Origin of the sequence: Streptomyces sp. NEAU-W12 (assembly GCF_026242095.1) — a bacterium.
GTDB lineage: Bacteria > Actinomycetota > Actinomycetes > Streptomycetales > Streptomycetaceae > Streptomyces.
On sequence record NZ_JAPJDM010000002.1, the window covers coordinates 384,484 to 410,695 of the forward strand.

The 26,212-nt window shown below is 73.5% G+C and carries 26 protein-coding genes and 1 riboswitch; of the genes, 14 read left to right on the forward strand and 12 right to left on the reverse strand.

Translation table 11 applies throughout. From position 1 onward, the window contains the following. Positions 1–114 precede the first annotated feature (114 nt). A riboswitch (cobalamin riboswitch) is annotated at positions 115–277 on the reverse strand. A gap of 124 nt (positions 278–401) precedes the next feature. Continuing rightward, on the reverse strand, positions 402–623 hold the full coding sequence (locus tag ORI94_RS03960) for a hypothetical protein (protein ID WP_266072408.1): 222 nt from the start codon (positions 621–623) through the stop codon (positions 402–404). Positions 624–656: 33 nt separating this feature from the next. After that, a complete protein-coding gene (locus ORI94_RS03965; RefSeq protein ID WP_266072410.1) occupies positions 657–1,907 on the reverse strand; it encodes an inorganic phosphate transporter in 1,251 nt (416 codons plus the stop codon). Between the two features lie 199 nt (positions 1,908–2,106). Between ORI94_RS03965 and ORI94_RS03970 the strand changes: the two genes are divergently transcribed. From ORI94_RS03970 to ORI94_RS03980, 3 genes are all read left to right on the forward strand, one after another. Beyond that, positions 2,107–2,808, forward strand: coding sequence for a class II aldolase/adducin family protein (locus tag ORI94_RS03970; protein ID WP_266072411.1), 702 nt, complete (start codon positions 2,107–2,109; stop codon positions 2,806–2,808). Positions 2,809–3,228: 420 nt separating this feature from the next. Then, on the forward strand, positions 3,229–4,368 hold the full coding sequence (locus tag ORI94_RS03975; protein WP_266072413.1) for an alpha/beta hydrolase: 1,140 nt from the start codon (positions 3,229–3,231) through the stop codon (positions 4,366–4,368). Positions 4,369–4,665: 297 nt separating this feature from the next. Further along, positions 4,666–6,072: a hypothetical protein gene (locus ORI94_RS03980; protein WP_416237768.1), complete on the forward strand. Its 1,407-nt coding sequence runs from the start codon at positions 4,666–4,668 to the stop codon at positions 6,070–6,072. Positions 6,073–6,203: 131 nt separating this feature from the next. Here the strand turns inward: ORI94_RS03980 and ORI94_RS03985 are convergent, their stop codons facing one another. Beyond that, positions 6,204–6,617, reverse strand: coding sequence for a VOC family protein (locus ORI94_RS03985; protein WP_266072417.1), 414 nt, complete (start codon positions 6,615–6,617; stop codon positions 6,204–6,206). A gap of 251 nt (positions 6,618–6,868) precedes the next feature. Here ORI94_RS03985 and ORI94_RS03990 point away from each other — a divergent pair, with 251 nt between their 5' ends. The 3 genes from ORI94_RS03990 (at position 6,869) to ORI94_RS04000 (ending at position 10,013) form a co-directional block, all read left to right on the forward strand. Then, positions 6,869–8,467 carry an ABC-F family ATP-binding cassette domain-containing protein gene (locus ORI94_RS03990; RefSeq protein ID WP_266072419.1) on the forward strand — a complete coding sequence of 533 codons (1,599 nt, stop codon included), beginning with the start codon at positions 6,869–6,871 and terminating at the stop codon, positions 8,465–8,467. 372 nt (positions 8,468–8,839) lie between these two features. Then, positions 8,840–9,061, forward strand: a complete 222-nt coding sequence (locus ORI94_RS03995; protein WP_018567695.1) for a helix-turn-helix domain-containing protein — start codon at positions 8,840–8,842, stop codon at positions 9,059–9,061. A 148-nt stretch (positions 9,062–9,209) separates the two neighbouring features. Then, complete coding sequence (locus tag ORI94_RS04000; protein WP_266072426.1) at positions 9,210–10,013, forward strand: enoyl-CoA hydratase/isomerase family protein; 804 nt, start codon at positions 9,210–9,212, stop codon at positions 10,011–10,013. Between the two features lie 25 nt (positions 10,014–10,038). Here the strand turns inward: ORI94_RS04000 and ORI94_RS04005 are convergent, their stop codons facing one another. Continuing rightward, the gene (locus tag ORI94_RS04005; RefSeq protein WP_266072428.1) at positions 10,039–10,845 is read right to left on the reverse strand and encodes a nucleopolyhedrovirus P10 family protein; all 807 of its coding nucleotides are present in this window, start codon (positions 10,843–10,845) and stop codon (positions 10,039–10,041) included. Between the two features lie 89 nt (positions 10,846–10,934). On the opposite strand from ORI94_RS04005, the gene ORI94_RS04010 reads away from it, so the two are divergent. The 5 genes from ORI94_RS04010 to amaP all read left to right on the forward strand — a co-directional run bounded on the left by ORI94_RS04010 (position 10,935) and on the right by amaP (position 13,296). Beyond that, the gene (locus ORI94_RS04010) at positions 10,935–11,429 is read left to right on the forward strand and encodes an Asp23/Gls24 family envelope stress response protein (RefSeq protein ID WP_266072564.1); all 495 of its coding nucleotides are present in this window, start codon (positions 10,935–10,937) and stop codon (positions 11,427–11,429) included. Between the two features lie 79 nt (positions 11,430–11,508). After that, positions 11,509–11,694: a hypothetical protein gene (locus tag ORI94_RS04015; RefSeq protein WP_266072430.1), complete on the forward strand. Its 186-nt coding sequence runs from the start codon at positions 11,509–11,511 to the stop codon at positions 11,692–11,694. Positions 11,695–11,699: 5 nt separating this feature from the next. Further along, positions 11,700–12,086, forward strand: a complete 387-nt coding sequence (locus ORI94_RS04020) for a hypothetical protein (RefSeq protein WP_266072565.1) — start codon at positions 11,700–11,702, stop codon at positions 12,084–12,086. Next, the gene (locus tag ORI94_RS04025; protein ID WP_266072431.1) at positions 12,083–12,712 is read left to right on the forward strand and encodes a DUF6286 domain-containing protein; all 630 of its coding nucleotides are present in this window, start codon (positions 12,083–12,085) and stop codon (positions 12,710–12,712) included. The genes ORI94_RS04020 and ORI94_RS04025 overlap by 4 nt, the downstream gene beginning before the upstream one ends. Then, positions 12,709–13,296: an alkaline shock response membrane anchor protein AmaP gene (gene amaP, locus ORI94_RS04030; RefSeq protein ID WP_266072433.1), complete on the forward strand. Its 588-nt coding sequence runs from the start codon at positions 12,709–12,711 to the stop codon at positions 13,294–13,296. The genes ORI94_RS04025 and amaP overlap by 4 nt, the downstream gene beginning before the upstream one ends. A gap of 214 nt (positions 13,297–13,510) precedes the next feature. Here amaP and ORI94_RS04035 read toward each other — a convergent pair whose 3' ends face one another. The 8 genes from ORI94_RS04035 to ORI94_RS04070 all read right to left on the reverse strand — a co-directional run bounded on the left by ORI94_RS04035 (position 13,511) and on the right by ORI94_RS04070 (position 22,755). After that, positions 13,511–14,266 carry an SDR family oxidoreductase gene (locus tag ORI94_RS04035; RefSeq protein ID WP_266072435.1) on the reverse strand — a complete coding sequence of 252 codons (756 nt, stop codon included), beginning with the start codon at positions 14,264–14,266 and terminating at the stop codon, positions 13,511–13,513. A gap of 5 nt (positions 14,267–14,271) precedes the next feature. Then, positions 14,272–16,053, reverse strand: a complete 1,782-nt coding sequence (locus tag ORI94_RS04040; RefSeq protein WP_266072437.1) for a glycoside hydrolase family 15 protein — start codon at positions 16,051–16,053, stop codon at positions 14,272–14,274. Positions 16,054–16,113: 60 nt separating this feature from the next. Then, positions 16,114–16,932: an SURF1 family protein gene (locus tag ORI94_RS04045; RefSeq protein WP_266072439.1), complete on the reverse strand. Its 819-nt coding sequence runs from the start codon at positions 16,930–16,932 to the stop codon at positions 16,114–16,116. Between the two features lie 50 nt (positions 16,933–16,982). Continuing rightward, positions 16,983–17,216, reverse strand: coding sequence for a hypothetical protein (locus ORI94_RS04050; protein ID WP_145870071.1), 234 nt, complete (start codon positions 17,214–17,216; stop codon positions 16,983–16,985). An 84-nt stretch (positions 17,217–17,300) separates the two neighbouring features. Further along, complete coding sequence (locus tag ORI94_RS04055) at positions 17,301–18,287, reverse strand: DEDDh family exonuclease (protein WP_266072445.1); 987 nt, start codon at positions 18,285–18,287, stop codon at positions 17,301–17,303. A gap of 240 nt (positions 18,288–18,527) precedes the next feature. Beyond that, positions 18,528–19,535 carry a CopD family protein gene (locus tag ORI94_RS04060; protein WP_266072447.1) on the reverse strand — a complete coding sequence of 336 codons (1,008 nt, stop codon included), beginning with the start codon at positions 19,533–19,535 and terminating at the stop codon, positions 18,528–18,530. A gap of 101 nt (positions 19,536–19,636) precedes the next feature. Further along, positions 19,637–21,103, reverse strand: coding sequence for a CoA transferase (locus ORI94_RS04065; protein WP_266072449.1), 1,467 nt, complete (start codon positions 21,101–21,103; stop codon positions 19,637–19,639). Positions 21,104–21,192: 89 nt separating this feature from the next. Further along, complete coding sequence (locus tag ORI94_RS04070) at positions 21,193–22,755, reverse strand: S8 family peptidase (protein WP_266072451.1); 1,563 nt, start codon at positions 22,753–22,755, stop codon at positions 21,193–21,195. 265 nt (positions 22,756–23,020) lie between these two features. Here ORI94_RS04070 and ORI94_RS04075 point away from each other — a divergent pair, with 265 nt between their 5' ends. The 3 genes from ORI94_RS04075 (at position 23,021) to moaA (ending at position 26,189) form a co-directional block, all read left to right on the forward strand. Continuing rightward, positions 23,021–23,377 carry a DUF485 domain-containing protein gene (locus tag ORI94_RS04075; protein ID WP_266072453.1) on the forward strand — a complete coding sequence of 119 codons (357 nt, stop codon included), beginning with the start codon at positions 23,021–23,023 and terminating at the stop codon, positions 23,375–23,377. Then, the gene (locus ORI94_RS04080) at positions 23,374–25,002 is read left to right on the forward strand and encodes a cation acetate symporter (RefSeq protein ID WP_266072456.1); all 1,629 of its coding nucleotides are present in this window, start codon (positions 23,374–23,376) and stop codon (positions 25,000–25,002) included. The genes ORI94_RS04075 and ORI94_RS04080 overlap by 4 nt, the downstream gene beginning before the upstream one ends. A gap of 197 nt (positions 25,003–25,199) precedes the next feature. After that, entirely contained in the window at positions 25,200–26,189 is a 990-nt protein-coding gene (gene moaA, locus ORI94_RS04085) for a GTP 3',8-cyclase MoaA (RefSeq protein ID WP_266072458.1), read from the forward strand. Positions 26,190–26,212 lie beyond the last annotated feature (23 nt).

The window sequence follows — 26,212 nt, forward strand, 5'->3', positions numbered from 1 at the left end:
ACCGGGGAGGGATCCGGTGCGGGCGGTGGCCCCGAGCGGGGGCGGGGTGTCGCTGGTCGACCTCGACAGGCAGCCGGGCATGGCGATATGTCCTCACTCAGGGTGTCCGCGCCCTGGTTCGACGAGACCGGCGGCGAGAGTTCCTGGCTCCCGGGGTGGTTCACCCCGGTGACAGTGGCGGGACCGCGCCGGAATCGCACCGGCTTCCTCTCCTGCCGCCCGTATTGGCTCCGGCAGTCCACCATGGTCCGGAAGAACCGTCAACTTGCCGTTGACCTGCGGGGCTGAAGTGTGCCGAGGCCCACAGAGGGCTTCCGGGGGGTGAACCCCGAAGGCGGCACGGGCACGACGAACGGGCGGTGCGGAGGCGACGCGCCCCGCACCGCCCGTCGGACGGGCCGTCAGGCCATGATCAGGTAGATCCCGTACGCCACCGCCGCCGCGCACGCCGCGAAGCAGGCGTAGGCGCCGGTGACCGCGAGGACCGCGGACCCGCCCCGGGCCGCGGCCCGTTCACGGCGGGACAGGCCGGTGATGCCCAGGGTGAACAGGGCCACCAGGGCCACGGTGACCACGAGGCTGACGCCGAAGACGGAACCGAGGGCGGCCCAGTCGATCTTCATGGTGCTCTTCTTCCTTCGCGTCCTGCTGGGGGGTCAGACCGTGGTCCTGGCCGGAGGGGCCGTCGGGTCGGCGGGGGCCGGGACGGTGGCCGAGAGCTCGTCGCTCACGTGGCCCGCCGGCGGGGTGGCCACCGCGGCCATGGCCGCGGTCACGACGCCGCCCTGCTCCTCGTCCGTCTCGTCGGTGCCGTTCACGTTGGTGTGGTCGACGACCTCGCGCCGGGAGATCTTCCAGATCGCCGCGCTGGATCCGACCAGGAAGACGGCGACGAGGGCGGTGCCCCAGCCGCCGAAGCCGCAGACCCACTCGGCGATCGCCGCGACCAGGGCCGCCGCCGGCAGCGTCAGACCCCAGGCGACGAACATCCGGGTGGCCGTCGACCAGCGGACCACACCGCCCTTGCGGCCCAGGCCCGCACCCATCACCGAACCGGAGACCGAGTGCGTGGTGGACAGGGAGAAACCGAGGTGGGAGGAGGCCAGGATGACCGTCGCGGCGCTCGTCTGGGCGGCGAAGCCCTGCTGCGGCTGGAGGTCGGTCAGGCCCTTGCCCATGGTGCGGATGATGCGCCAGCCGCCGAGGTAGGTGCCGAGCGCGATGGCGATGCCCGCGGAGAGGATGACCCACATCGGCGGGTCGGAGTCCGGGGCGAGGGTGCCGCCGGCGACCAGGGCCAGGGTGATGATGCCCATGGTCTTCTGGGCGTCGTTGGTGCCGTGGGCCAGGGAGACCAGGCCGGCCGAGGCGATCTGTCCGGCCCGGTACCCCTTCTCGGAGGCCTTGCTGTCGGCCGACCGGCGGCCCATGCGGTAGGTCAGCCGGGTCGCGAACATCGCGGCCAGGCCGGCGACCAGCGGCGCGGCGATCGCGGGGATCAGCACCTTGGTGACCAGGACGTCGCCGTGCACCGCGCCGAAGCCCGCCGAGGCGACGGTGGCGCCGATCAGGCCGCCCATCAGGGCGTGCGAGGAACTGGACGGCAGACCGACCAGCCAGGTCAGGAGGTTCCAGAGGATCGCGCCGACCAGTGCGGCGAAGATGACCTCGGGACGGATGCCGGCCTCGTCGACGAGGCCCTTGGAGATCGTGTTGGCGACCTCCACGGAGAGGAAGGCGCCCACCAGGTTGAGGACGGCGGACATGGCCACCGCCACCTTGGGCTTGAGAGCACCGGTCGAAATGGTCGTCGCCATCGCGTTCGCGGTGTCGTGGAAACCGTTCGTGAAATCGAACGCGAGTGCGGTTACCACCACAATCGCGAGGATCAGCGAGAAGCTTTCCATTTACCCAGGCAATCGTTCGAAGTCATTGGCGCGTTGAACGTAGGCAACCTGGATGAACGGAAGATGAACTGGGATGGGCATTGGGGTGACTGTGATGAATCCGACGGCTCCATGGCCGGCCGGAGACGGGTGCGGACGGGCAGTCGGGGGCGGAAGGCACGCCGTTGAAGAGATTCCGGTCACCCGGCAGGATCACGGCATGGCTGAGCGACAGGTCGACCGGCGGGGCGCGAGGAAGCGGCGGGGGCGGCAGGCGAGCGACGAGGAGGCCCGCGCCTGGACCGTCCTCGTCGGGACGGCCCGCAGGACCGTCGCGGACGGGCTCGTCGTCGGGACCTCCGGCAACGTCTCCCTGCGGGTGGGGGAGACCGTGCTGGTCACCCCCTCCGGCGTGCCCTACGACCGGCTGGCGCCGGACGACGTCACCGGCGTCGACCTCACCGGCCGGCAGGTCCTCGGCACCCTGGTCCCGACCAGCGAGCTGCCCATGCATCTCGCGGTGTACCGCACGACCGGCGCCCGCGCGGTGGTGCACACCCACGCCGTGCACGCGACGGCCGTCTCCACGCTCGTCGACGAACTCCCCCCGATCCACTACATGGCCGCCGCGCTCGGCGGCCCCGTACGGGTGGCCCCGTACGCGACCTACGGCACCGACGAACTGGCCGGGAACATGCTGCGCGCCCTCGAGGACCGCACCGGCTGCCTCCTCCAGAACCACGGCACCGTCACCCACGGCACGACCCTCGACCAGGCCTACGACCGCACCGCCCAGCTGGAGTGGATGTGCAGGCTCTGGCTGACCGCCTCGTCCGTCCCCGGCCGCTCCCCGAACCTCCTGTCGGCCGACCGGCTCGCAGAGGTCACGCACCGCCTGCAGAGCTACGGCCAGTACGGCTGACCGGCGGGCGGCGGTGGCGGCCGCCCGGAGCGGCCGGCCGCCACTGGCGTCTCCACCGGTGGGGCGTCCACCGGTGGGGCGTCCACCGGCCGGGTGGCTGGTTTCCGGGCCTGCCGGCCGGCGGAAGCCCCCCGGACCGGCCGCGGGCTCACGGGTCCACGGGCAGCGAGGCCGGACCGGCCGGTATCGGAGGGCGCCGGTGGTGTGGCCCGGAGCGGCCGGCCGCCGGCGGCGTCTCCCGCGGCGGGGCGTCCACCGGCGGGGCGACCGCGCGACCGCGACCGCGCCCTCGGCGGCTCGGCGCCCCGGCGTCCGGGCGCCCCGGTTGCCGCCCGGCCCGGTGCCTCGGCGTACCCGGCAGTCCGGTCCCGGGCAACCGCCGGGGTGGCCGGGCGGCCGGTCCGCCGGGACACTGAGTGGGTGCGTACTGTCAGAGCGACGGCCGCTGCCGTCACCGCCGTGATAGGGGCCTCCGCCGCCGCGGTGGCGGTCGGCAGGCTTGCCAGCGACGCAGCCCTCAAGGCGCCGCCGGGCAGACCCCTGCCCACCGAGCCCCGGCTCACCGTGCACGGCATCGCCGCCGGACAGGTCACCCTCACCCGCCACCTCGCCGCGCTGCGGCCCGGTCGCTACGGCCTCGCCGGTGACGGCGCACACGCGGTCGTCGGACCCGTCCTGGACGGCGTTCCGTCCTCCGCCGACACCGTCGTACGCCGGGTCGAACGCGTCGTACGGGGCACGCTCGAGCCCGGCGACCGGGTCCGGTTCACCCCGAACCTCTACGTCGGCGACCCGGGGGCCGCCCTGGGCCTGGACCACACCGACGTGGACGTCCCCGGCGAACTCGGCCCCCTCCCCGCCTGGTTCGTGCCGGGCGTCCGGGACACCTGGGTGCTGGCGGTGCACGGACTCGGCACCACCCGGGAACACACCATGAACCTCATGGAGTTCCTGCACCGGCACCACTTCCCGGTGCTCGCCCCCGCCTACCGGGGCGACCGGTGTGCGCCGCGCTCGCCCGACGGCCTCGGCCACCTCGGCGAGACCGAGTGGCGCGACCTCGACGCGGCGATCAGGTACGCGGTGGACGCCGGCGCCCGGCAGGTCGTCCTGCTCGGCTGGTCCACCGGCGCGACCATGGCACTGCGCGCCGCCGCCCGCTCCGGGCTGCGCGACCACGTCGCCGGGCTGGTCCTCGACTCCCCGGTGCTCAGCTGGGAATCGACGCTCCGGGCCCTCGCCACCGCCCGCCGTACGCCCGGCGCGCTGCTGCCGCTGGCGGTCCGCGCGGCCCAGGGCCGCACCGGCCATCCCGGCCACCACCACGGTGGTCATCACCCGGGCGCCCCGGGGCCGGAGCGCGTCGGCGTTCCCACGCTGATCGTCCACGGCCCCGGCGACACGGTGGCCCCCTGGCTGCCCTCCCGCCGCCTGGCCGCCGCCCAGCCCAACACGGTCACCCTGCACACGGTCGACAACGCTCCGCACGGCGCGATGTGGAACGCCGACCCGCACACCTACGAAGAGGCGCTGCGCCGCTTCCTCACCCCTTTCATGTGACCGCCGGGCACCGCGCCGGCCACCCCGGCGGCGGCCCGCGGGACGGCCGCGGCCGCCGCTCCGCGGGCCGCCGCCGGGATTCCGCTCCGCGGCGTGTCCCCGGCCTCTCCCGGCCCGTTTCCCTCCTCCGACCGTCCGTGCGCCCCGGTGCGTCGGCCTTCCCCCTCGCCGCGTATGACATTCCGTTTGGGTTTTCGGACCGTCAACCGCGAGACTGCACCCGTGACGTCCCGTATCCCGCGCGACTCCAGACTTCGACTTGTCCGCCCGCGACCCCTGGCCGCCGCCCCCAGGGCGATGAACCAACAGCGCTCGCGCCGCCCCGCGCCACGCCCGCCGGAAGGCACACCGGCCCCCGCGGAGCTGGCCCGCATGGCGCGCTCCGGTCTGGCCGGTGCGGCCCGCGTCGCCCGCTGGGCCGACGCGGCCCTGGGCCCCGGCCGGGGCAGCGCCACCGCCACCGGCCAGGCCATCCTCTCCGACGCGACCGCCGAATGGGCGGCCGACGAGCTGGGCCTGACCCCGGCTCAGGTCCGCGCCGACTGGGACACGGCCCGGCTCGCCGGCCTGGTCGAGGTGCACGGCGACACCGCCCGCCCCGGCTGGCGGCTGCGCGCCTGGAACCGCGACGACAGCGCCGTGCTGCGCGGCTGGGTCGCTCTGTTCGACGCCTGGTCGCTCGCCCACCCGGAGCCCGAGGGCCATGAGCCCGCCGCCGTGAGCGAGGTCGTCTCGGCCATGCCGCAGGTGCTCTCCTTCCTCCAGCTGTCGGCCGGCCCGGTTCCCGTCCCGCAGCTTCTCGACCTCCTGCAGCAGCGGGTCACCGAACTGCGCACGGAACGCTGCGAGGTCGACTACGGGCCCCGCTCCTCCGGCCCCGCCCACCCCGAGCCGTCGCCCGAGGCCCTGCCCGAGCCCCGGCTCGGACCGGCGGCGCCCGTCCTCGCGCCCCCCTCCGCCCCCACCGGGCCGGGTGCCGACGCCGCCGCGCTCGCCCCGCTCCTCGACTGGGCCCTGTGCGCCCTCGCCGCCGTGGGCGCTCTCACCTACGGCGAGGGACAGGCCACCCTCACCCCGCTCGGCAGCTGGGCGGTCTGGGTCAAGCTGGAGCAGATCTGCGTCGCCGCCCAGAGCCCCGCCGGAAACATCGAGCAGGGTGCCGAGGACATGCTCCGCGGCTGCGCCCAGCTGCGTCCCAACGCCGCCCGCGCCGAGTACCGCGCCTGGCTCGCCGCCCGGCCGGTGGGCAGCGCCGTCACCCAACTGCTCGACGCCGCCCGCGGCGAGGACGCCCTGCTGCGCGGCCTCGCCTTCGAGGCGCTGCGGGTCGTCGGTGCCCCCGCCGAACCCGAGGTCCGCGCCGTCCACGACGAGCCGACCCTGCGGCCCTACGCCCTGCTGTGGCTCGCCGAGCACGACGGCGCCGACCCCGAGGAGGCCCACGAGGTCCTCACCCGGTCGGAGGCCACCTGGCTGTGGGTGGACACCGCCGCGGCGGTCGCCGACCACGGGGAGGCTCCGCTGCTGGTACGGCATCTGGAGTCCGCGGTCCAGCCCACGGTCCCCGCGCTGCTGAACGAGGTGCGTGCCGTCGGACACCCGCGCACCGTCCAGGTCCTGGTCGCCCTGGCCGCCGCGCACCCCGACCCGGCCCTGGCCAAGGCCGTCCGCCGGGCCGCCTTCCAGGTGCACACCGGAAGCTGACACCGGCACCCCGCGCGTCCCGCAGGACCGCCCGCACGTCCCGCACAGGACCGCCCGCGCGGTCCTGCGGGACGTCGGCCGCCCCGACGCTCCCCGCCCCTCGGCGCGGCCCCCCGCGCAGCCCTCCCCGCTCACACCCCCGTCTCGGGCGCGTACGTGCCGAAGCTCCAGATGGTGCCCTCGATGTCGCGGGCCATGTAGTCCCGCGAGCCGTGGTCCTGGTCCGTCGGGGGCATCAGGATCTCCGCGCCCTGCTCGACCGCCCGCCGGTGATGCGCGTCCACGTCGTCCACGACGACGTAGACCCCGACCGGACCCGAGCCCTCCATCGCCTTGTCGAACGCGCTGCCGGTGCCCTTGGATCCCAGCATCACCGCGCCGTTTCCCTGCACCAGTTCGGCGTGGGCCACGCCGCCGCCCTCGTCCTCGTACACGGACAGTTCGGTGAACCCGAAGGCCTCGGTGAGCTGCCGGATCGCCGCCTTCGCGTCCGCGTACAGCAGGGCCGGAAAGATGCTCGGACGCCCGCCGCCCGTGCCTGCCATGGTCATCACCCCTTGTGTCCCACAACCGGACAATCACCGGAAGATCGCCAGAAATTCGACCTGTCGCCCAGTCTGGCACCCCCCACCGACAACGCCCCCGGCCCGCCGGGCCGGGGGCGCCGCACATCCGCGCGCCGGAAAAGAGGTTGCGCGGCCCCGTTAGAATGGCTCCCATGGCCATTCTCCTCGCGCATTAGACGGCGGGAACGCCCTCAGCCGCCCACCGCCACCCAACGCCCTGGAGCCTGTCCGTGATCTCCGCCTCCGGCATCGAGCTGCGCGCCGGTGCCCGTGTCCTCCTCGAGAGCGCCACCTTCCGTATCGCCAAGGGCGACCGCATCGGCCTGGTCGGCCGCAACGGCGCCGGCAAGACCACCCTCACCAAGGTCCTCGCCGGCCAGGGCGTCCCCGCCGCCGGCAACGTCACCCGCTCCGGCGAGGTCGGCTACCTCCCCCAGGACCCCCGCACCGGCGACCTCGACGTGCTCGCCCGCGACCGCGTCCTGTCCGCCCGCGGGCTGGACACCCTGATCCGCAAGATGCGCGAGAACGAGCAGCGCATCGCCAACGGCCAGGGCGCCACCCGTGACAAGGCGCTCAGGCAGTACGAGCGCCAGGAGACCGAGTTCCTCACCAAGGGCGGGTACGCCGCCGAGGCCGAGGCCGCCACCATCGCCGCCGCGCTCAACCTGCCCGACCGGGTGCTCGGCCAGCCGCTGCACACGCTCTCCGGCGGTCAGCGCCGCCGTATCGAGCTGGCCCGCATCCTGTTCTCCGACGCGGACACGCTGCTGCTCGACGAGCCGACCAACCACCTCGACGCCGACTCGATCGTCTGGCTGCGCGACTACCTCAAGACCTACCGCGGCGGCTTCATCGTCATCTCCCACGACGTCGACCTGGTCGAGACGGTCGTCAACAAGGTGTTCTACCTGGACGCCAACCGCTCCACGATCGACATCTACAACATGGGCTGGAAGCTCTACCAGCAGCAGCGCGAGGCCGACGAGAAGCGCCGCAAGCGCGAGCGGCAGAACGCCGAGAAGAAGGCCGCCGCCCTCAACGCCCAGGCCGACAAGATGCGCGCCAAGGCCACCAAGACCGTCGCCGCGCAGAACATGGCCCGCCGCGCGGAGCGCCTGCTGTCCGGCCTCGAAGGCGTCCGCCAGGCCGACAAGGTCGCCAAGCTGCGCTTCCCCGAGCCGTCCCCCTGCGGCAGGACCCCGCTGACCGCCGAGGGCCTGTCGAAGTCGTACGGCTCGCTCGAGATCTTCACCGACGTCGACCTGGCCATCGACAAGGGCTCCCGCGTCGTCATCCTCGGTCTCAACGGCGCCGGCAAGACCACCCTGCTGCGCCTCCTCGGCGGAGTGGAGCAGCCCGACACCGGCACGGTCGTACCCGGCCACGGGCTCAAGCTCGGCTACTACGCCCAGGAGCACGAGACCCTCGACCGGGACCGCACGGTGCTGGAGAACATGCGCTCCGCCGCGCCCGACATGGACCTCGTCGAGGTCCGCAAGGTGCTCGGTTCGTTCCTGTTCTCCGGTGACGACGTCGACAAGCCCGCCGGTGTCCTCTCCGGCGGCGAGAAGACCCGCCTGGCGCTCGCGACCCTCGTGGTCTCCTCGGCGAACGTGCTCCTCCTCGACGAGCCCACCAACAACCTCGACCCGGCCAGCCGTGAGGAGATCCTCGGCGCGCTGCGCACCTACAAGGGCGCCGTCGTCCTGGTCACGCACGACGAGGGCGCCGTCGAGGCGCTCCAGCCGGAGCGGATCATCCTGCTGCCGGACGGCATCGAGGACCTGTGGGGCGCCGACTACGCGGACCTCGTCGCCCTCGCCTGAGCGGCCCCCGGACCGCCGGGCCCTCGGCGGGGGCCGGTCGCCGACCTGATCCACCGCGTATGGATCATTCGGCCCATCGGTGATCCATCATTCGTGTGAGATCCCCTCGTACCCAGGTGTGTCCTGCGCCGGTGCCGCGGCCGAGCCTCCGATCCTCCGGGGCTCGGCCGCGACACCGCTCTGACCTGGCACTTCACTGTGGAACCCGTCCGGTGGCGTGCGCGGCACCCCGTGGAATGCGTCGTTCCGCATGTGGGGATGCGCTCCTGTCGTCACCACCTCGTCGCACGGACCTTGCCGAATGGGTGGCCATCGGGCCCCAGAGGGGTGATCATGAGGGGACCAGAGCGCACTTCCCATGAGGAGGCACGGGTGGCCGAGACTCTGAAGAAGGGCAGCCGGGTGACCGGCGCCGCGCGCGACAAGCTCGCGGCAGACCTGAAGAAGAAGTACGACGCCGGTGCGAGCATCCGGGCGTTGGCCGAGGAGACCGGCCGCTCGTATGGCTTTGTGCACCGCATGCTCAGCGAGTCGGGTGTCACGCTCCGAGGGCGTGGCGGGGCGACCCGGGGTAAGAAGGCCGCTTCGGCCTGACCCTCCGGGCGCCCGCGATCCGAGGTGGCCACCCGGTCGGCCGACCGGCCGGGCGGGTGGTTACTGTGCAGTCACTTAGCTGTGCCGCAGGGCGGGTCCGGTCCCGCCGTACGGTACGGAGGACGACCGCACCCATCGGAGGCGCTCCATGGCTTCGCCCGCCCAGGACCTCGGTCCCGTACTCGACAAGGACGGCGTACGGCTCACCGTCGACGACGCGATCGCCACGGTGACGCTGACCAACCCGGCCAAGCGCAACGCGCAGAGCCCCGCTCTGTGGCGTGCGCTGACCGAGGCGGGCCGGCTGCTGCCGGGCTCCGTGCGTGTCGTGGTGCTCCGTGGCGAGGGGAAGTCCTTCTCCGCCGGGCTCGACCGCCAGATGCTCACCCCCGAGGGAATCGAGGGCGATCCGTCGTTCGTCGAGATGGCGCGCGGCAGTGAGGCCGATCTCGACGCGACCATCGCCGCCTACCAGGAGGCGTTCACCTGGTGGCGGCGCAGCGACATCGTGTCCGTCGCGGCCGTGCAGGGGCACGCCATCGGGGCCGGTTTCCAGCTGGCCCTGGCCTGCGACCTGCGGGTCGTCGCCGACGACGTCCAGTTCGCCATGCGCGAGACCGGTCTGGGGCTGGTCCCGGACCTGGCCGGCACGCATCCGCTGGTCGGGCTCGTCGGGTACGCCCGCGCGCTGGAGATCTGCGTGACCGGGCGGTTCGTCACCGCCGAGGAGGCCGTGCACACCGGACTCGCCAACATCGCCGTGCCCGGCGGCGAACTGGACGCAGCGGTACGGGACCTCGCGGCGGCGCTGCTCGCCGCGCCCCGGGACGCCGTGATCGAGACGAAGGCGCTGCTGAGCGGTGCCGCGGGGCGTACGTACGAGGAGCAGCGGGCGGCCGAGCGCGCGGCCCAGGGCCGCCGACTGCGGGACCTGGCCGGTCTCGGCGAATGAGCAGCCCGTGACGCTCCGGCGGGCGTCAGTCGACCGCCGTGACCAGGACCGCCACCGTCGGGCGGTCCGGCAGGGCGGCCGACACCGCCGAGCGGACCGCGCGGGCCACGTCCAGCGCCCGGTGGTCCGCTCCGACGGCGAGGTCCACGCGCGCGTGCCGGCCGGCCAGGGAGACGGTGCCGGGCGCCTGCGGTGACGACGCCAGGTGCACCGCGCGGCCGAGCACGTCCGTCAACCGGGAGACCCCCGGCACGGCGAGCGCGGCAGCGGCGGCCCGGCCCTCGTCGGACCCACCGGCCCCCGGGGCGCCGGAGGGGGCACCGGTTCTGTCCTCGCGCGGAGCACCGGCCGGTCCGGTGGCCGGCCCGACTGCCGCTCCGTCGGCCGTGTCCTCCACCCCGCCCTCCGTCGCAGGGCCGGCCGTCCCGGCCTTTGCGTCCAGCAACCCGGTCACCCGCAGGTCGACCTCCGTCACCACCAGCCCGATCCGCTCCGCCGCGACCCGCGCCAACGCCGTCCGCAGCCGGTCCGCGGTCGCCGGCAGCGGCTCCGCCGCCGTGGCCGCGAACCGGGCCGTCACGCGCAGCGGGCCCGGCGGCAGGGCGCTGGGCGGAGGCGGCACCACCGGCTCACCGGCGTCCTGTGAAGAGGCGAGCGCGATCCGCAGACCGTCCAGGCGCACGTTCGGCTCAGCCCGCGCCACCGCGCGCCGCAGAACCTCCCCGGCGGCCCTCTCGGAGATCCACGCGCCGTCCCGCGGTCCGCCCAGCGGCAGAAGCCTGCCCAGCCCCAACTGCTGCCGCACTGCCCGAGTCCATTCGTCCGCCGTCATTCCCCCAGCCTGCCGTATCCATGGCGCGCCACGCAGCATTGGCGCATACGGTGGTTCCCGTGGACGACGATCGGAAGGGACGTACGGCGATGAGCGACACCACGGACGGCGGCTCCACGCGGGCCGCCGACCTCGAGAAGACCGGGCCGGACACCTCCGCACGCAAAGGCCCCGGTGCCCGGCGCGGCGGAGGCGACGCCGCCACCCGAGGCCGTACCACGATCGCCGACGGTGTCGTGGAGAAGATCGCGGGCCTCGCCGCGCGGGACGTGTTCGGCGTGCACGCCATGGGCAGCGGCCTGTCCCGGACCTTCGGAGCCGTGCGCGACCGGGTGCCGGGCGGGTCGAAATCGGTGACCCGCGGAGTGAAGGTCGAGGTCGGCGAGGTGCAGACCGCGCTCGACCTGGAGATCATCGTCGACTACGGCGTCTCCATCGTCGACGTCGCCAAAGCCGTACGGGAGAACGTCGTCGCGGCGGTCGAGCGGATGACGGGCCTCGAGGTGGTCGAGGTCAACATCGCGGTGAGCGACGTGAAGCTGCCGGACGAGGAGGACGAGGACTCGGAAAGCCGCCTCCAGTGAGGAACCGCGCGGCGAACGGGTGTCCCCGGCCGCGAGGACGGCGAACCGCTGAGGAGTTCGAGGAACTGAGGAGCGCACCATGAGCATGGCCGTGGCCGGCATGATCGCCGGCATGGCACTGGGCTTCGCCGGATACTTCGGCGGATTCGGTGCATTCTTGCTGGTGGCGGCCCTGGGCGCCATCGGTTTCGTTGTCGGGCGGTTCCTCGAGGGGGACCTGGAGTTCGGCGACTTCTTCCGTACCCGTGCCAATCGGCGGCGGTGACCTCCGTGAGACCGGTGCGCACGGGGGAGGCCGAAGCCGGGGGCGCCCCGGCCGTCGTGGAGCCGCGTGAGCGCGGTGCGACCAGGATCGCCGACCGGGTGGTCGCGAAGATCGCCTCCCAGGCGGCCCGCGAGGCGGTCGGGCCGCTGCCCCCGGACGCCGAGGCGCCGTACGCCACGGTCGTCGTCCACCACGACGACACCGCGCGGGTCCGGGTCCATGTCGAACTCGGCTATCCCGGTGACATCGGCGGCCGGTGCGGAGAGGTGCGCCGACAGGTGACCGCACGGGTGTCCACGCTGGCGGGCATGCAGGTACCGGAGGTCGTCGTCCAGGTGGAGCGGCTGCATGTGGCGACGGCCCTCGACACGGCCCTGGGGAGGACCCGATGAGCGGACCCGGCCCTGTCGAGGAGGCCACGGGCACCGTCCTGGAGAAACCGCCGCCGCCCGAGCCGGACGACGCCGCGGGCGCGGGTCCCCGTCGCTTCTGGTCGGCCCGCAGGATCCCCGCCGGCCTGCTCGCGCTGCTGCTCCTGGTGATCGTCGCCGCGTTCCTGTACGACATCGCCGCGGTGCGCGCCGACCGGCCCGCGATGAGCTGGCGCCGGGAACTCGCCGACCAACTGGCCGGGCGGCCCCTGGACGACTTCTGGGTGCTGCTGGGCGCCGGAGTCGCCGCCCTCCTGGGGCTCTGGCTGCTCCTGCTGGCCCTCACCCCCGGGCTGCGGTCCCTGCTCCCGATGCGCCGCCCCCGCCCCGACGTCCGCGCCGGCCTCGACCGGGACGCGGCGGTGACGGTACTGCGGGACCGGGCCGTGGAGGTCCCCGGGGTGCGGTCGGTACGCGTGCGGGTGACCCGCAGGCGGGCCGACGTCCGCGCGGTGTCGCACTTCCGTGAACTGGACGAGGTACGGGCCGACCTGCGCGCGGTGCTCGCCGACGCGGTCAGGGGCATGACGCTGTCCCGGCCGCCCGTGTTGGCGGTACGGGTACGGCGTCCCGGCCGGAAGGGGTGAGGGCGGTGATCAGGATCGTCAACCGTGTCCTGCTCGGGATCGTGGGGCTGCTCCTGGTGGCCCTCGGCGGGGCCGTGCTGGCCGTCGGGCTGGGAGTACCGGCGCCGTCGTGGTGGCTGCACGGCGGACGGCACGACGTGCTGCTGGACGAGGCCGAGCGGACCCGGTGGCGGGACACGGGCTGGTGGTGGCCGGTCGTGATCGCCGCGCTCGCGGTCCTCGTCCTGCTCCTGCTGTGGTGGCTGGTCGCGGTGGTGCGCCGACGACGGCTCGCCGAGGTGTTCGTCGCCACCGGCGACGGCGACGAAGCGGTGCTGCGCGGCCGGGCGCTGGAGACCGCACTGGCCCATGAGGCGGGCCGGCTGGACGGGGTCGGACAGGCTCACGTACGGCTGACCCGCCGCCGCGGCCTCCCGCGGACCCGCGCCCGCCTGCTCCTGGAACCCCATGCCGACCCCGGCACCGTGCTGGACGGGTTCACCACCGGAGCCCTGACCCACGCCCGCGAGTCGACGGGCCTCGGCACCTTCCCGACCGAGGTCCGCCTCCGGTCCGTCAAACACCGTCCGGAACGGGTCAGCTGAGCCGCCGAGCCCGGAGGAACCGTCGGTTCAAAGACACGGGACCGGCCTTCGAACCGTGCGGCCGGCCGGGCCCGGCTCCAGACGCCCCGGGAGGACCGGTCGGTCGAGCCGCCGGCCCCGCCGTCCGGGTTCGGGGCCCGGCCCCGGCCCCGGCTTCCGGCTGGGCCGCCGGCCCCGGAGCCCGCCCGCCGCCGGGGCTTCGCCCGGCCGGCGGCTAGAACCCGTGCCGTACCCCGCCGTCCACCGGGACCATGACGCCCGTGACGTAGGAGGCGGCCGGGGAGAGGAGGAAGGCCGCGGTGCGGCCGAATTCCGCCGGGGTGCCGTAGCGGCGCAGCGGGATGCGGGACTGGGCCGCCTGGCGGGTGGCCTCCGGGTCGGCGGAGAGGGAGTCGAGCTCACGGACGCGGTCCGTGTCGATGCGTCCCGGGAGCACGCCCACGACACGGATGCCGCGCGGGCCCAGCTCGTCCGCGAGGGACTTGGCGAAGCCGGCCAGCCCCGGGCGCAGCCCGTTGGAGATGGTCAGGCCGGCCAGCGGCTCGTGCACAGAGCCGGACAGCACGAAGCCGATGACACCGCCCTCGCCCAGCTCCGCCGCGGCGGCCCGGGCCAGCCGCACCGCGCCCAGGAACACCGACTCGAACGCCGACCGCCACTGTTCGTCGGTGGTGTCGGCGACGAACCCGGGCGGGGGGCCGCCCACGCTGACGAGGATGCCGTCGAAACGGTGGAAGCGTTCACGCGCGGTGCCGATCAGCCGTGCCGCCGCCTCGGGATCGGCGTTGTCGACCGCCACGCCGACCGCGTCCGGTCCCAGATCGGCGGCCGCCTCGGCGACGTCCTCCTCCCCCCGTCCCGTGACGACCACCTTCGCGCCGTCGGCGACCAGCTCGCGCGCGGTGGCCCTGCCCAGCCCGCGGGTCGCTCCGGTGACGACGTACACCCGGCCCTTCAGCCCAAGATCCATGGCGTCTATTCTGCCTTCCGGTCGCCGAACAGCGTGAGAGCGGTGTTCACCAGGCCGATGTGACTGAACGCCTGCGGGAAGTTGCCCAGCAGCCTCCCGCTCGCCGGGTCGTACTCCTCCGCCAGCAGCCCCACGTCGTTGGCCAGCCCCATCAGCCGTTCGAACAGCTCGTGCGCCTCCTCGGTCCGGCCCGTCATGTGCAGGGCGTCCGCGAGCCAGAACGAGCACACCAGGAAGGTGCCCTCCACGCCGGGCAGACCGTCGACCCCGGTGCCGTCCGCGGTGTAGCGGCGGACGAACCCGTCCGGTCCCAGCTCCGCGCGGATCGCGTCGATGGTGCCGATCACCCGCGGATCGTCGGGCGGCAGGAAACCCGTACGCGGGATCAGCAGCAGCGAGGCGTCGAGTTCCCGCGAGCCGTAGTACTGCGTGAAGGTGTTCCGCGCCGGGTCGTACCCCTTCTCGCACACCTCGCGGTGCACCTCGTCGCGCAGCGCGCGCCAGCTGTCGACGTCGCCCTCGAGGCCGGGGTCCTCCTCCAGGGCGCGCACGGAACGGTCGGCGGCCACCCACACCATCACCTTGGAGTGCACGAAGTGCCGTCGGCCGCCGCGCACCTCCCACAGCCCCTCGTCGGGCAGCCGCCACGCCGAGCGCAGGAAGTCCAGCAGCACCCTCTGCAGCGCCCACACGTCCGGCCTCGGGGACAGGCCCGAACGCCGGGCCAGCGCCAGCGTGTCCACGACCTCCCCGTACACGTCCAGCTGGAGCTGGGCGACGGCGTCGTTGCCGATCCGGACCGGGGTGGAACCGCCGAAGCCGGACAGCCACGGCAGTTCGTACTCGGGCAGCCGCCGCTCACCCGCCACCCCGTACATGATCTGGAGGTCTCCCGGGTCGCCGGCCACCGCGCGCAGCAGCCAGTTGCGCCAGGCCTCCGCCTCCTCCTGGTACCCGGCCGCCAGCAGCGCGCTCAGGGTCATCGTGGAGTCGCGCAGCCAGCAGTAGCGGTAGTCCCAGTTGCGTACTCCGCCCAACTCCTCCGGCAGGGAGGTGGTGGGCGCGGCGACGATCCCGCCGGTGGGCGAGTAGGTGAGGGCCTTGAGTGTGATCAGGGACCGCACCACCTCGTCCCGGTGCGGGCCGTCGTACCGGCAGTGGGACGCCCACGCGCGCCAGTCCTCGATGCTGTGCCGCAGCGAGGTGTACGGGTCGACCAGCGGCGGGCGCGGCTCGTGCGAGGGGTGCCAGGTGAGGACGAAGGCGACCTGCTCGCCCGGCGCGACCGTGAACTCGCAGTACGTGGTGCGGTCCTCGCCCCAGCTGCGTACCTCGGGCTCCATGCGCAGCCACACCGAGTCCGGCCCGGCGACCGCCACCCGGTGGCCGTCCGTCCTGCGTATCCAGGGCACCACCGAGCCGTAGTCGAAGCGCAGCCGGAGCGTGCTGCGGACGGTCACCTCACCGCGTACGCCCTCCACGATGCGCACCAGGTCGGGTGCGCGGTCGCGCTGCGGCATCAGGTCCGTGACGCGCACCAGGCCCTCGTCGGTCTCCCACTCGGTGTCCAGGACGAGGGTGTCCGGGCGGTAGGCGCGGCGGGAGCAGCGCTCGGCGCCGACGGGAGCGATGCGCCAGTGTCCGTTGTTCTCGTCGCCGAGCAGCCGGGCGAAGCAGGCGCCGGAGTCGAAGCGGGGCAGGCAGAGCCAGTCGACGGAGCCGTCCGCGCCCACCAGGGCAGCGGTCTGTTCGTCACCGATGAGCGCGTAGTCCTCGATAGCGTGCACGAGGTGCGGATGCCCGGCAGCCGGGTGCGGCAATCAAGGGGGAGCCGGGTGAGTGACGGGCTACACCGCCGCGGGTTCCGTGTCCTGCGTGTCCTCGGCGTCCGCCGTGGCGCCTGCCTCCTGCTCCGCCTCCTCCGCCCGCTCGCGGGCCTCGCGGCGGACCAGGACCACCCAGCCGACGGGGACGCCCGCGGCGAACAGCCACCACTGCCAGGCGTACGCCAGGTGCGGGCCGATCGCGTCGTGCTCGGGGGAGGGGACCGGCTCCGGGGTGCCACCGCTCGGCCCGGGGTCGGTGAGGTCCACGTAGCCGCCGAGGACCTCCTCGCCGAGCCGGTCGGCCTCCAGCTCACTGTTGATCAGCATGATCTGCCGGTCCGGCAGGCCCTCGAGGTTCTTGATGCCGCTGTCCTCGGTCGTCTGGTCCTGCATCAGCCGCCCGGTGATGGTGAGTTCGCCCCCGGGCGGGGCGGGGACCTCCGGGAACGCGGTCTGGCTCGGACCGTCCGCGGGGATCCAGCCCCGGTTGACCAGCAGGGTCCTGCCGTCGTCGAGGACGAAGGGGGTCAGGACGTGGTAGCCGACCTCCTCGTCCGCGTTGGTGCGGCGGCGCACGACGACCTCGTCGGAGGTGTCGAAGCTGCCCTTCGCCGTCACGCTGCGGTACAGGTCGTCGTCGCCGACCTTCGCTCCGGGCGCGGTCAGGGACTCGGCGGGCACCGGCTTCGCGGCCAGGGAGTCGGCGATCACCCGGTTCAGGGCCACCCGGTGCTCGTGGCGGTGCAACTGCCAGAAGCCCAGCTCGACCATCGTCGGGATCAGCACGAGTGCCAGGAGAGTGAGGATCACCCACTGGCGGGACAACAGGAAGCGGTACACCCCACGACCGTACAACCAGGGCCGTGGGGTGCATTCAGGCGGGTACGTCCTCACACCCGGTCCACGATCCCCGCCCTCCCCTCCGCGCGGGCGCAGTGGGCACCGCAGTACCAGTGGCCCTCGGCCTCCACTCCCTGGCCGATGATCTGCACCCGGCAGTGCTCGCAGATCGGGGCCATGCGGTGGATCGCGCAGGAGAAGCAGTCGAAGACGTGTACCGCGCCCTGGGCATGGACCTCGAAGGTCATTCCGTAACTGTTGCCGCATACTTCGCATGTCGCCATGCGCCACAGGGTGGGCCGTCGGTCCGGCGCAGGGCGAGCGGGCGGTGGGCGAGTCGCCCGTCAATCACCCGTACGCCGACGGGGTCAGCCCTCCGAAGCGGGTTCGACGTCGCCCAGCAACTGCCCGAAAGCCGCCTCGTCCACGACCGGGGTGCCGTACTGTCGGGCCTTGACCACCTTGGACGTGCCCGAGTCCGGATCGTTGGTGACCAGGAGGCTGGTCAGCCGGGAGATGCTGGTGGCGACATGCAGCCCGGCCTCGGTCGCCCGGTCCTCCAGCAGGTCCCGCTCCACGGAGGTGTCGCCGGAGAAGGCGACCCGCATGCCCTGCTTGAGCGGCCTGTCCGGTGCGTACCGGCCCGGGTTGGGGTACGGGCACGCGGGCCGCTTGCGGGACGTGCGCCAGCCGGCGGGCCGGTGACCGCCGCCGTGGCCCGCCGGCTGCCCGAGGCGGGGCCGGTCCGTCCACTCCGTCAGCGGCAGGCACTCGAGCAGGGGCAGCCGCACACCGCGCGCCGCCGCGGTCCGCAGGCTGGGCCGGAAGACCTCCGCCAGCACCCGCGCGTCGTCCAGCGCGTGGTGCGCGCGCCGCTGAACCACCCCGAAGTGCGCGGCGAGCGACTCCAGTTTGTGGTTGGGCAGCGGCAGCGCGAGCTCCTTGGAGAGGGCGATCGTGCACAGCCGCTGCTTCACCGGCGCCTGCGCGCGGGCGCGCGCGTACTCGCGGGCGATCATCTGCCAGTCGAAGACGGCGTTGTGCGCGACGAGCACCCGGCCCTCCAGCCGGGTGGCGAACTCCCCGGCGATGTCGGCGAAGAGGGGCGCCCCTTCGAGCGACTCGCTCGTCAGGCCGTGGATCCACACCGGTCCGGGGTCCCGCTCCGGATCGACCACCGTGTACCAGTGGTCCTCGACCTCGCCGCGCGCGTCCAGCTGGTAGACACCCGCCGAGATGATGCGGTCGTCCCGGGCGAGCCCCGTGGTCTCCACGTCGACGACCGCGTACCCCTGCGGATACGCGGCCGGCCACGCGCCGGGGGAGGACGCTTCGGTCGTGAGGTCTTCGAGCATGGTTCACGAGGATACGGGCCGCCGCCGACAGCCCTGTCCGTCAGGTACCGCGCGGGCGCGACGCGTGGTCCCGCGCGGTACGGCGGGCGGCGCCCCCGCCGTGGGCCCGGCCCGCCCGGAGGGGACCCCGTCGGGGGCCACCGGGGCGCGGGGCCTGTCCGGCGGACCGTGCCGAAGACGCGGGAGCCGGCCCGTCCTCCCCCGAGCTCTTCGAGCAGAGGGCGCCCCGGCGCCCGGCCCTCACCAGCGGATCGGCACCGGCAGCGCCGTCAGGAGACCCGACACCGCCACCACCAGGGCCAGGACGTACGCCTCCGCCCACGCGGGAGTACGGGCACTCGACGGATCGGCCGCGCGGGCCAGCCGGATCCGGGCCCACAGGGCGAGGGCCGCGACCCCGGCCATCAGGATCACCTTGGCGAGCAGCACACGCCCGTACGCCGTGTCCGTCAGCTGTTCCAGGACCGTCCCCGGGGGCATCCGGCGCAGCGAACTGCACACCCCGGTCGCCGTGACGGCGACGAGCAGGACGGCCGCCACGCGCGCGTACAGCCCCAGCAGCACGCCGCCCGCCGGCGAGTTCCGCCACGCGCGCATCGTGCGCAGCGCGTACAGCAGGCCGCCGGCCCAGAGCGAGGCACAGACCAGATGGACCAGCGTCAGCCCGGAGCCGATCAGCGGGGTGTACTCGGTCCCGGGGTGCGCGCGCAGGGCCTCGGCGACGACGACCGCGGCCAGCGGCCAGACCTGCGTCCCCGGACGGCCGGAGGCGGCGCACAGGGCCGCGGCGAGGAACGCGTTGACCTCCAGGAGGGCGAGCCTGCCCTCCCGCGAGTCGTACAGGCCGCCCACGTCGATGGCGGCGAGGCTGTCGGGCACCAGGTTCCCGGTGGCCACGACGGAGGCGAGCCCGAGGGCGGCCACGAACCCGGCGCAGTTCGCGACGGGGGACCAGCCGTGCGGCACGGCCGGAGGAGCGTCGGGCACGGACCGCAGCAGCCGTTTCACGAACAGCTCGCCGGCGGGTACGGCCAGCGCCGCGAACAGCACCGTCCGCAGCAGGGCTATGCCGCCGGTGCCGGGCGCGGCGGCCTCACCTGTGCCGTGCAGGGCCGGAGACGGGCCGAGGAACGGTATCAGCGCGGCCAGGGCCACCAGCACGATGACGGCGGCGGCCGGGCCGGTACCGGAACGACGCGCACCCCTGTGCGCACCGGTCGCCCCGGAGCCGGGATTGGTCAGAGTCACCCCAGGATCTTCACAAGGGCTCACAGAACGGGCAAGCGCGGGGGAGGATGTGGGGCGTAGGTCATGCGAAGGCCTTGTCCAGTGCCCCGGCTGACTGGCCGTCACGCCCATCGAGCCGCGTCGGCACCCCACGGCCGGGGCGGGCGGGTCCAGTCGCGGGGGCCGCCGGCGAACGACACCGGGGAGCGGGCGTACCGCAGCCTCCCCAGGGCACTGTCCGTCTCCGTGAGCCAGCCGTCGGCGGAACCGCCCGCAGCCGGACCGGGGACAAAGACGCCTTCCGCGGCCGTTTCGCCCTCCGGCGCACGCGTGGGCGAGGCCCCCTCCAGCAGCCAGGCCGCCGTCCGCGCCAGCGCCAGTCGTACGAACCGGCTGCCGCCCTCGTCCTCCTGCTCGGTCAGCGCCCGCAGCACCGCCGCCGCCAGCAGATAGCCGGTGCCGTGGTCGAGGGCCTGCGCCGGCAGCGTCCCCGGCCGCCCGGCCGGACCCTCGCTCACCGCGATCCCCGTGGCCGCCTGCACCAGGCTGTCGAAGCCGCGCCGGCCGCCCCACGGCCCGTACGCACCCCACGCCGACAGCTCGGCCACGACCACGCCGGGCCGGCGCTCGGCCAGCTCCTCGGGGCTCAGTCCCAGGCGTTCCAGGGATCCCGGCCGGTACCCGGTGACCACCACGTCCGCCACCGCGAGCAGTTCCTCGAACGTGTCCCGGCCGGCCGCCAGATCCAGCAGGGCCGAGCGCTTCCCGAACCCCGTGTCGATGTGCTGGTCGGGGAGTTCGGGCAGCCCCGGCGGGTCCAGGCGCAGCACGTCCGCGCCGAGCAGGGCGAGCGTGCGGGTGGCGACAGGGCCCGCGACGACCCGGGTCAGGTCCAGCACCCGCAGTCCCGCCGCGGGCAGCAGCGGATCGCGGCCCGCGGGGCCGAGCACCCGCGCGGGCGCGCAATCCAGCCGCCCGCGCTCCACCAGCGGCCGCCGCGCCACGGCCGCCGCCTGCTCGTGCGACGCCCACCCGGCGGGGGTGCGCAGAGCGACGGCGAGGCCCCCGGCGGCGTACACGGTCTCCTCGACCTCCGCGGCCGACCGCGCGGCGAGTGCCGCGGCCACCGCCTCCGGCTCGCCGGACGTGCCCAGCGCGGCGAGCAGCCGGGCCCGGTGGTGCGGGTAGTTGGCGTGCGTGCGCACCCATCCGTCGGCCGTCCGCCAGAACCGCGACAGCGGGGCGAAGGCCACCGGAGCCCGCCCGCCGACCAGCAGATGCCGCTCACTGGCGAACGCCGCCGCCACCGCCCCGTCGTCCACCCGCACAGCGGGCGTCCCGGGGAGTGCAGGGCCCCCGGGACGACGGGGTCCCGCCCGTCGCGCCCCCAGTTCGGCCGCGGCCAGCGCGCACGCTCCCACGCAGGCGCGCGCCAACTCCCGCACCGGCAGCCGCGCGGGAAGCCCTTCGGGCCGCTCGACGGTCGTCACGCGGGTGAGCAGGGCCGGGTCTCCGCCCACCGAGGACCAGGCGGCCGCGAGGCCGGGGCCGGGGCGGGAACGGGGGGAGCGGCGGTCGGTGTCGGTCATGGGTGCACCATGCGGTATCGACAGGGTGAGGGCCGGGCACATGACGGCCCGGCCCTCACCCTCACAGGTACGACAGGATGACTAAGGCGTCACCGCTTCACCGCGCGCAGCGCGTCGACGATGCCGGCGCCGTAGAAGCCGTTGACCCGGCTGCCACCCTCGCACGTCGCGTCCTGCACGCCGTCGCCGTTCTGGTCGTACGACTCCGGGCAGCCCGGATTGTTCGCCTGCGCCTTCAGCAGCGCCTGGAGCATGGCCGGGGACGCCCACGGGTGCTTGGACTTCAGCAGCGCGGCGACACCGGCGGCGTGCGGCGCGGCCATCGAGGTGCCCTGCAGGAAGGCGTACCCGCCGTTCGGCATGGTGGACAGGATGCGGCCGTTCTTCGAGGGGGTGTCGGGCGTCTGGTAGCGCCCGTCGCCGCCCGGCGCGGCCACGTCGACGACACCCTTGCCGTACGTGGAGTAGTACGACTTGAGGTTCTGCACGCCCGTCGCGCTGACCGTGACCACGCCGGGGAGCTGGGTCGGCAGGTCGAGGCACTCGGACGGGTCGATGGTGCGCTCGACCGGGGTGGTGTCGTTGGGGCTGGAGGCGTCGTCGATCGCGTCCGAGGCCAGGTCGTGGTTGGAGTTGCCGGCCGACGCGACGTGCAGGGTGCCCTTGCGCTGGGCGTACCTCCGGGCCCGGTCGACCGCGTCGACGATCGCCCGCTGGTCCGGGTCGTCCACGCAGTTGTAGAGCCACGGGTCGACGTAGTAGCTGTTGTTCGTGATCTCCACGCCGTGGTCGGCGGCGAACACGAAGGCGCAGACGACGTTCTCCGGGTAGAACAGCCCGTTGTCCGGGTCGCTCACCTTGATGGACGCGACCTTGACGCCGGGCGCGACACCGGCGACGCCGACGCCGTTGCGGGCCGCGGCGATCTCACCGGCGACGTGGGTGCCGTGGTAGTCCTCGTCCGTGTACGGGCGCCAGGCGCCCTCGCTGGTGTCGGCCTTGCCGCCGACGCAGTTGGCCGACTGGGCGGCGGAGAAGTTCGGCTCGAGGTCGGGGTGCGAGTCGTCCACGCCGGTGTCGATCACGGCGACGGTCACCTCGCGGCTGCCCGGGTTGATCTGCGCGGCCTTGTCGGCGCCGATCGCGCGCAGGTCCCACTGGTCGGCCTCGAGCGGCTCGCTGCCGGGGGTCCGCGCGGAGACGGCCCGTGTCCTGGCGGCCTCCTCGGCCGTCACGTGGTCCGCCGCGCCCTCGTCCGTCGTCCCCGCGGGGACCAGCGGTGCGGTGCGGGTCGCACCGGCCGACTGCACCCCGCGCACGGTGCGCATCTCCTGGGCGAAGCCCGGGTTCGCCGAGTGGACGACTATCACGCCGATCCGGTCGTACGTGACCACGACGGTCCCGCCGGCCGCGGCGACCGCCCTCTTTACCGACGCGATCGTGCGGCGGTCCGTCCTGGTGTTGACGACGTACGCCAGACCGGGGGCGTCCGTCGCCCGCTCCGCCGCCTGCTCGTTCGCCCGTCCGGTTGCGGTCGATTCCGTCTGCGGAACCGCCGAGGCCGTCGCCGGCAGGAAGCCGAGCGAGACGGTCAGGGACAGCGCGACGGGCACGGCGAGGGCGAGCCGGCGTCTGGAACGCAGATGAGCCATGGGATCTCCACATCATCCGGAAACGAAACGGCCCGAGGCACAGGTGGTGCTCGGGCAGGTACATGACGGGCGGTGCAGTGCGAAGCTATCCCGCGCTGTCGTCGGCCAGCAACGCTTTGCCGACCATGTCTTCGGAAAAGGTCCACGCAAAAGAAGCCCGCAGGGGTGAACCGGTCCTCGCGTGGCGCCGTGACGTTCTGCAGGGAGCGCGAGGACACTCGCCCCCGTCCCCGTCCGACCCGCACCCGCACCGCGAGGAGACTCCGTGGCCGCCGAAGCACCGCCCCCCTCAGCAGAGCAGCACGAACTCCCCACGCCCGAGGAGTTCACCGAGGTGCAGGAGAGCGCTGAGTTCGGTGAACTGCGCCGCTCCTACCGCTCCTTCGCCTTCCCCCTGACCGTCGGCTTCATCGTCTGGTACCTGCTGTACGTGCTGCTCTCGAACTACGCGGGCGGCTTCATGGGCGCCAGGCTGTTCGGCAACATCAACGTCGCCTTCGTCTTCGGCGTCCTGCAGTTCGTCACCACGTTCCTCATCGCGTGGTGGTACTCCCGGCACGCCGCCACCCATCTCGACCCCAAGGCCGAGGCCATCAAGACACGTATGGAGGGCGGCGCATGAGCCCCTCGATCACCACAGTCCAGCTCGCCGCGAACGAGGCGAGCGAGCACCGCCCGCTCATCATCACCCTGTTCGCGCTGTTCGTCCTCGCGACCCTCGGCATCACCGTGTGGGCGGGCCGCCAGACCAAGAGCGCCGCCGACTTCTACGCGGGCGGCCGCCAGTTCAGCGCCTTCCAGAACGGGCTCGCGGTCTCCGGCGACTACATGTCGGCCGCGTCCTTCCTCGGCATCGCGGGCGCCATCGCCCTCTTCGGCTACGACGGCTTCCTCTACTCCATCGGGTTCCTGGTCGCCTGGCTGGTCGCCCTGCTCCTGGTCGCCGAGCCCCTGCGGAACTCCGGCCGCTACACCATGGGCGACGTCCTCGCCTACCGCATGCGCCAGCGCCCCGTGCGCACCGCCGCGGGCACCTCCACCATCGTCGTCTCGATCTTCTACCTGCTGGCCCAGATGGCGGGCGCCGGCGTGCTCGTCTCGCTGCTCCTCGGCATCACCTCCGACGCGGGCAAGATCCTCATCGTCGCCCTCGTCGGTCTCCTGATGATCGTGTACGTCTCCATCGGCGGCATGAAGGGCACCACCTGGGTGCAGATGGTCAAGGCCGTGCTGCTCATCGGCGGCACCATCCTGATCACCTTCCTGGTGCTGCTGAAGTTCAACTTCAACATCTCCGACCTGCTGGGCAGCGCCGCCGAGAACAGCGGCAAGGGCGACGCCTTCCTCGAGCCCGGCCTCCAGTACGGCGCGGACGGCACCACCAAGCTGGACTTCCTCTCGCTCGGCATCGCCCTGGTGCTCGGCACCGCCGGCCTGCCGCACATCCTGATCCGCTTCTACACGGTGCCCAACGCCAAGGCCGCCCGTAAGTCCGTGAACTGGGCCATCGGCATCATCGGCGGCTTCTACCTGATGACCATCGCCCTCGGCTTCGGCGCCGCCGCGCTGATCTCCCAGGACGAGATCATCGCCTCCAACCCGTCCGGCAACACGGCCGCCCCGCTGCTCGCCCTGCACCTGGGCGGTGTCGACTCGGCCTGGGGTGCGATCCTGCTCGCCACCATCTCGGCGGTCGCCTTCGCCACGATCCTCGCCGTGGTCGCCGGCCTCACCCTCGCCTCGTCGTCCTCCTTCGCGCACGACATCTACGCCAACGTCATCCGCAAGGGGGAGGCCACCGGCGCGGAGGAGGTCCGCGCGGCCCGCTGGGCGACCGTCTTCATCGGCGTCGTCTCCATCGGTCTGGGCGCCCTCGCCCGCGACCTGAACGTGGCCGGCCTGGTCGCACTGGCCTTCGCGGTCGCCGCCTCCGCCAACCTGCCGACGATCCTCTACAGCCTGTTCTGGAAGCGGTTCACCACCCAGGGCGCCCTGTGGTCGATCTACGGCGGTCTCGTCGTCGCCGTCGGCCTGGTGCTGTTCTCGCCCGTGGTGTCGGGCGCCCCGACCGCGATGTTCCCCGACGTCGACTTCGCGTGGTTCCCGCTGAAGAACCCGGGCATCATCTCCATCCCGTTCGGCTTCCTGATGGGCTGGCTCGGCACCGTCCTGTCGAAGGAGGAACCCGACGCCAAGAAGTTCGCGGAGCTGGAGGTCCGGTCACTGACCGGCACCGGCGCCCACTGACCGACCCGACCGACCCGACCGAATCGATCGGCGCCCCTTTCGGCCGCGTCGCAGGAGACCCCCGGAGGTCCCCTGCGACGCGGCCGTCGCACATCTCGTCGCATCGTGTCGTACAGGGGTACTGCGGCTTGTCGGTGGCGTCACGTAGGCTCGCGGGTACGGAGCATGAGTGATCCGAGCGGAGGGAGGGGGCCCACGTGCTCATCGATACGTACGGCCGGGTGGCCACCGACCTGAGGGTGTCACTGACCGACCGGTGCAATCTGCGGTGCACCTACTGCATGCCCGAGGAGGGCCTGCAGTGGCTGGCCAAGCCCGACCTGCTGACGGACGACGAGATCGTCCGCCTGGTCGGCATCGCCGTCACCTCCCTCGGTGTCGAGGAGGTCCGCTTCACCGGGGGTGAGCCCCTGCTCCGCCCCGGCCTGGTCGGCATCGTCGAGCGCGTCGCCGCCCTGCGGCCCCGCCCCCAGATGTCCCTCACCACCAACGGCATCGGCCTCGGCCGCACGGCGGCGGCCCTGAAGCAGGCCGGCCTGGACCGGGTCAACGTCTCGCTGGACACGCTCCGCCCGGACGTCTTCAAGACACTCACCCGCCGCAACCGCCACCAGGACGTCCTCGACGGCCTGCACGCGGCCCGCGAGGCCGGCCTGACCCCGGTGAAGGTCAACTCGGTCCTGATGCCGGGGCTCAACGACGACGAGGCCCCCGACCTGCTCGCCTGGGCCGTGGAGCACGACTACGAGCTGCGCTTCATCGAGCAGATGCCCCTGGACGCCCAGCACGGCTGGAAGCGCGACGGCATGATCACCGCCGGCGACATCCTCACCTCCCTGCGCACCCGCTTCGAGCTGACCCCCGAGGGCGAGGAGGCCCGGGGTTCGGCTCCGGCCGAGCGCTGGCTGGTCGACGGCGGCCCGCACCGCGTCGGCGTCATCGCCTCCGTCACCCGGCCGTTCTGCGCGGCCTGCGACCGCACCCGCCTCACCGCCGACGGACAGATACGCACGTGCCTGTTCGCCTCCGAGGAGACGGACCTGCGTGCCGCCCTGCGCTCCGACGCCCCCGACGAGGAGATCGCACGGATCTGGAAGCTGGCCATGTGGGGAAAGAAGGCGGGAGCCGGCCTCGACGACCCGTCCTTCGTCCAGCCGGACCGCCCGATGTCGGCGATCGGCGGTTGAGAGCCGCTCCCGAGAGGCTCCGC

What these genes read in the sequence shown, in the direction of transcription:
- ORI94_RS04010 (WP_266072564.1), top strand. Translation starts at nt 10,935, where the DNA reads ATGAGCGACACCACGGACGGCGGCTCCACGCGGGCCGCCGACCTCGAG.
- ORI94_RS03970 (WP_266072411.1), top strand. Translation starts at nt 2,107, where the DNA reads ATGGCTGAGCGACAGGTCGACCGGCGGGGCGCGAGGAAGCGGCGGGGG.
- ORI94_RS03985 (WP_266072417.1), bottom strand. Translation starts at nt 6,617, where the DNA reads ATGGCAGGCACGGGCGGCGGGCGTCCGAGCATCTTTCCGGCCCTGCTG.
- ORI94_RS04000 (WP_266072426.1), top strand. Translation starts at nt 9,210, where the DNA reads ATGGCTTCGCCCGCCCAGGACCTCGGTCCCGTACTCGACAAGGACGGC.
- ORI94_RS04025 (WP_266072431.1), top strand. Translation starts at nt 12,083, where the DNA reads ATGAGCGGACCCGGCCCTGTCGAGGAGGCCACGGGCACCGTCCTGGAG.
- ORI94_RS03980 (WP_416237768.1), top strand. Translation starts at nt 4,666, where the DNA reads ATGAACCAACAGCGCTCGCGCCGCCCCGCGCCACGCCCGCCGGAAGGC.
- ORI94_RS04050 (WP_145870071.1), bottom strand. Translation starts at nt 17,216, where the DNA reads ATGGCGACATGCGAAGTATGCGGCAACAGTTACGGAATGACCTTCGAG.
- ORI94_RS03965 (WP_266072410.1), bottom strand. Translation starts at nt 1,907, where the DNA reads ATGGAAAGCTTCTCGCTGATCCTCGCGATTGTGGTGGTAACCGCACTC.
- ORI94_RS04080 (WP_266072456.1), top strand. Translation starts at nt 23,374, where the DNA reads ATGAGCCCCTCGATCACCACAGTCCAGCTCGCCGCGAACGAGGCGAGC.
- ORI94_RS04055 (WP_266072445.1), bottom strand. Translation starts at nt 18,287, where the DNA reads ATGCTCGAAGACCTCACGACCGAAGCGTCCTCCCCCGGCGCGTGGCCG.
- ORI94_RS03960 (WP_266072408.1), bottom strand. Translation starts at nt 623, where the DNA reads ATGAAGATCGACTGGGCCGCCCTCGGTTCCGTCTTCGGCGTCAGCCTC.
- ORI94_RS04005 (WP_266072428.1), bottom strand. Translation starts at nt 10,845, where the DNA reads ATGACGGCGGACGAATGGACTCGGGCAGTGCGGCAGCAGTTGGGGCTG.
- ORI94_RS04065 (WP_266072449.1), bottom strand. Translation starts at nt 21,103, where the DNA reads ATGACCGACACCGACCGCCGCTCCCCCCGTTCCCGCCCCGGCCCCGGC.
- ORI94_RS04070 (WP_266072451.1), bottom strand. Translation starts at nt 22,755, where the DNA reads ATGGCTCATCTGCGTTCCAGACGCCGGCTCGCCCTCGCCGTGCCCGTC.
- ORI94_RS04015 (WP_266072430.1), top strand. Translation starts at nt 11,509, where the DNA reads ATGAGCATGGCCGTGGCCGGCATGATCGCCGGCATGGCACTGGGCTTC.
- ORI94_RS04035 (WP_266072435.1), bottom strand. Translation starts at nt 14,266, where the DNA reads ATGGATCTTGGGCTGAAGGGCCGGGTGTACGTCGTCACCGGAGCGACC.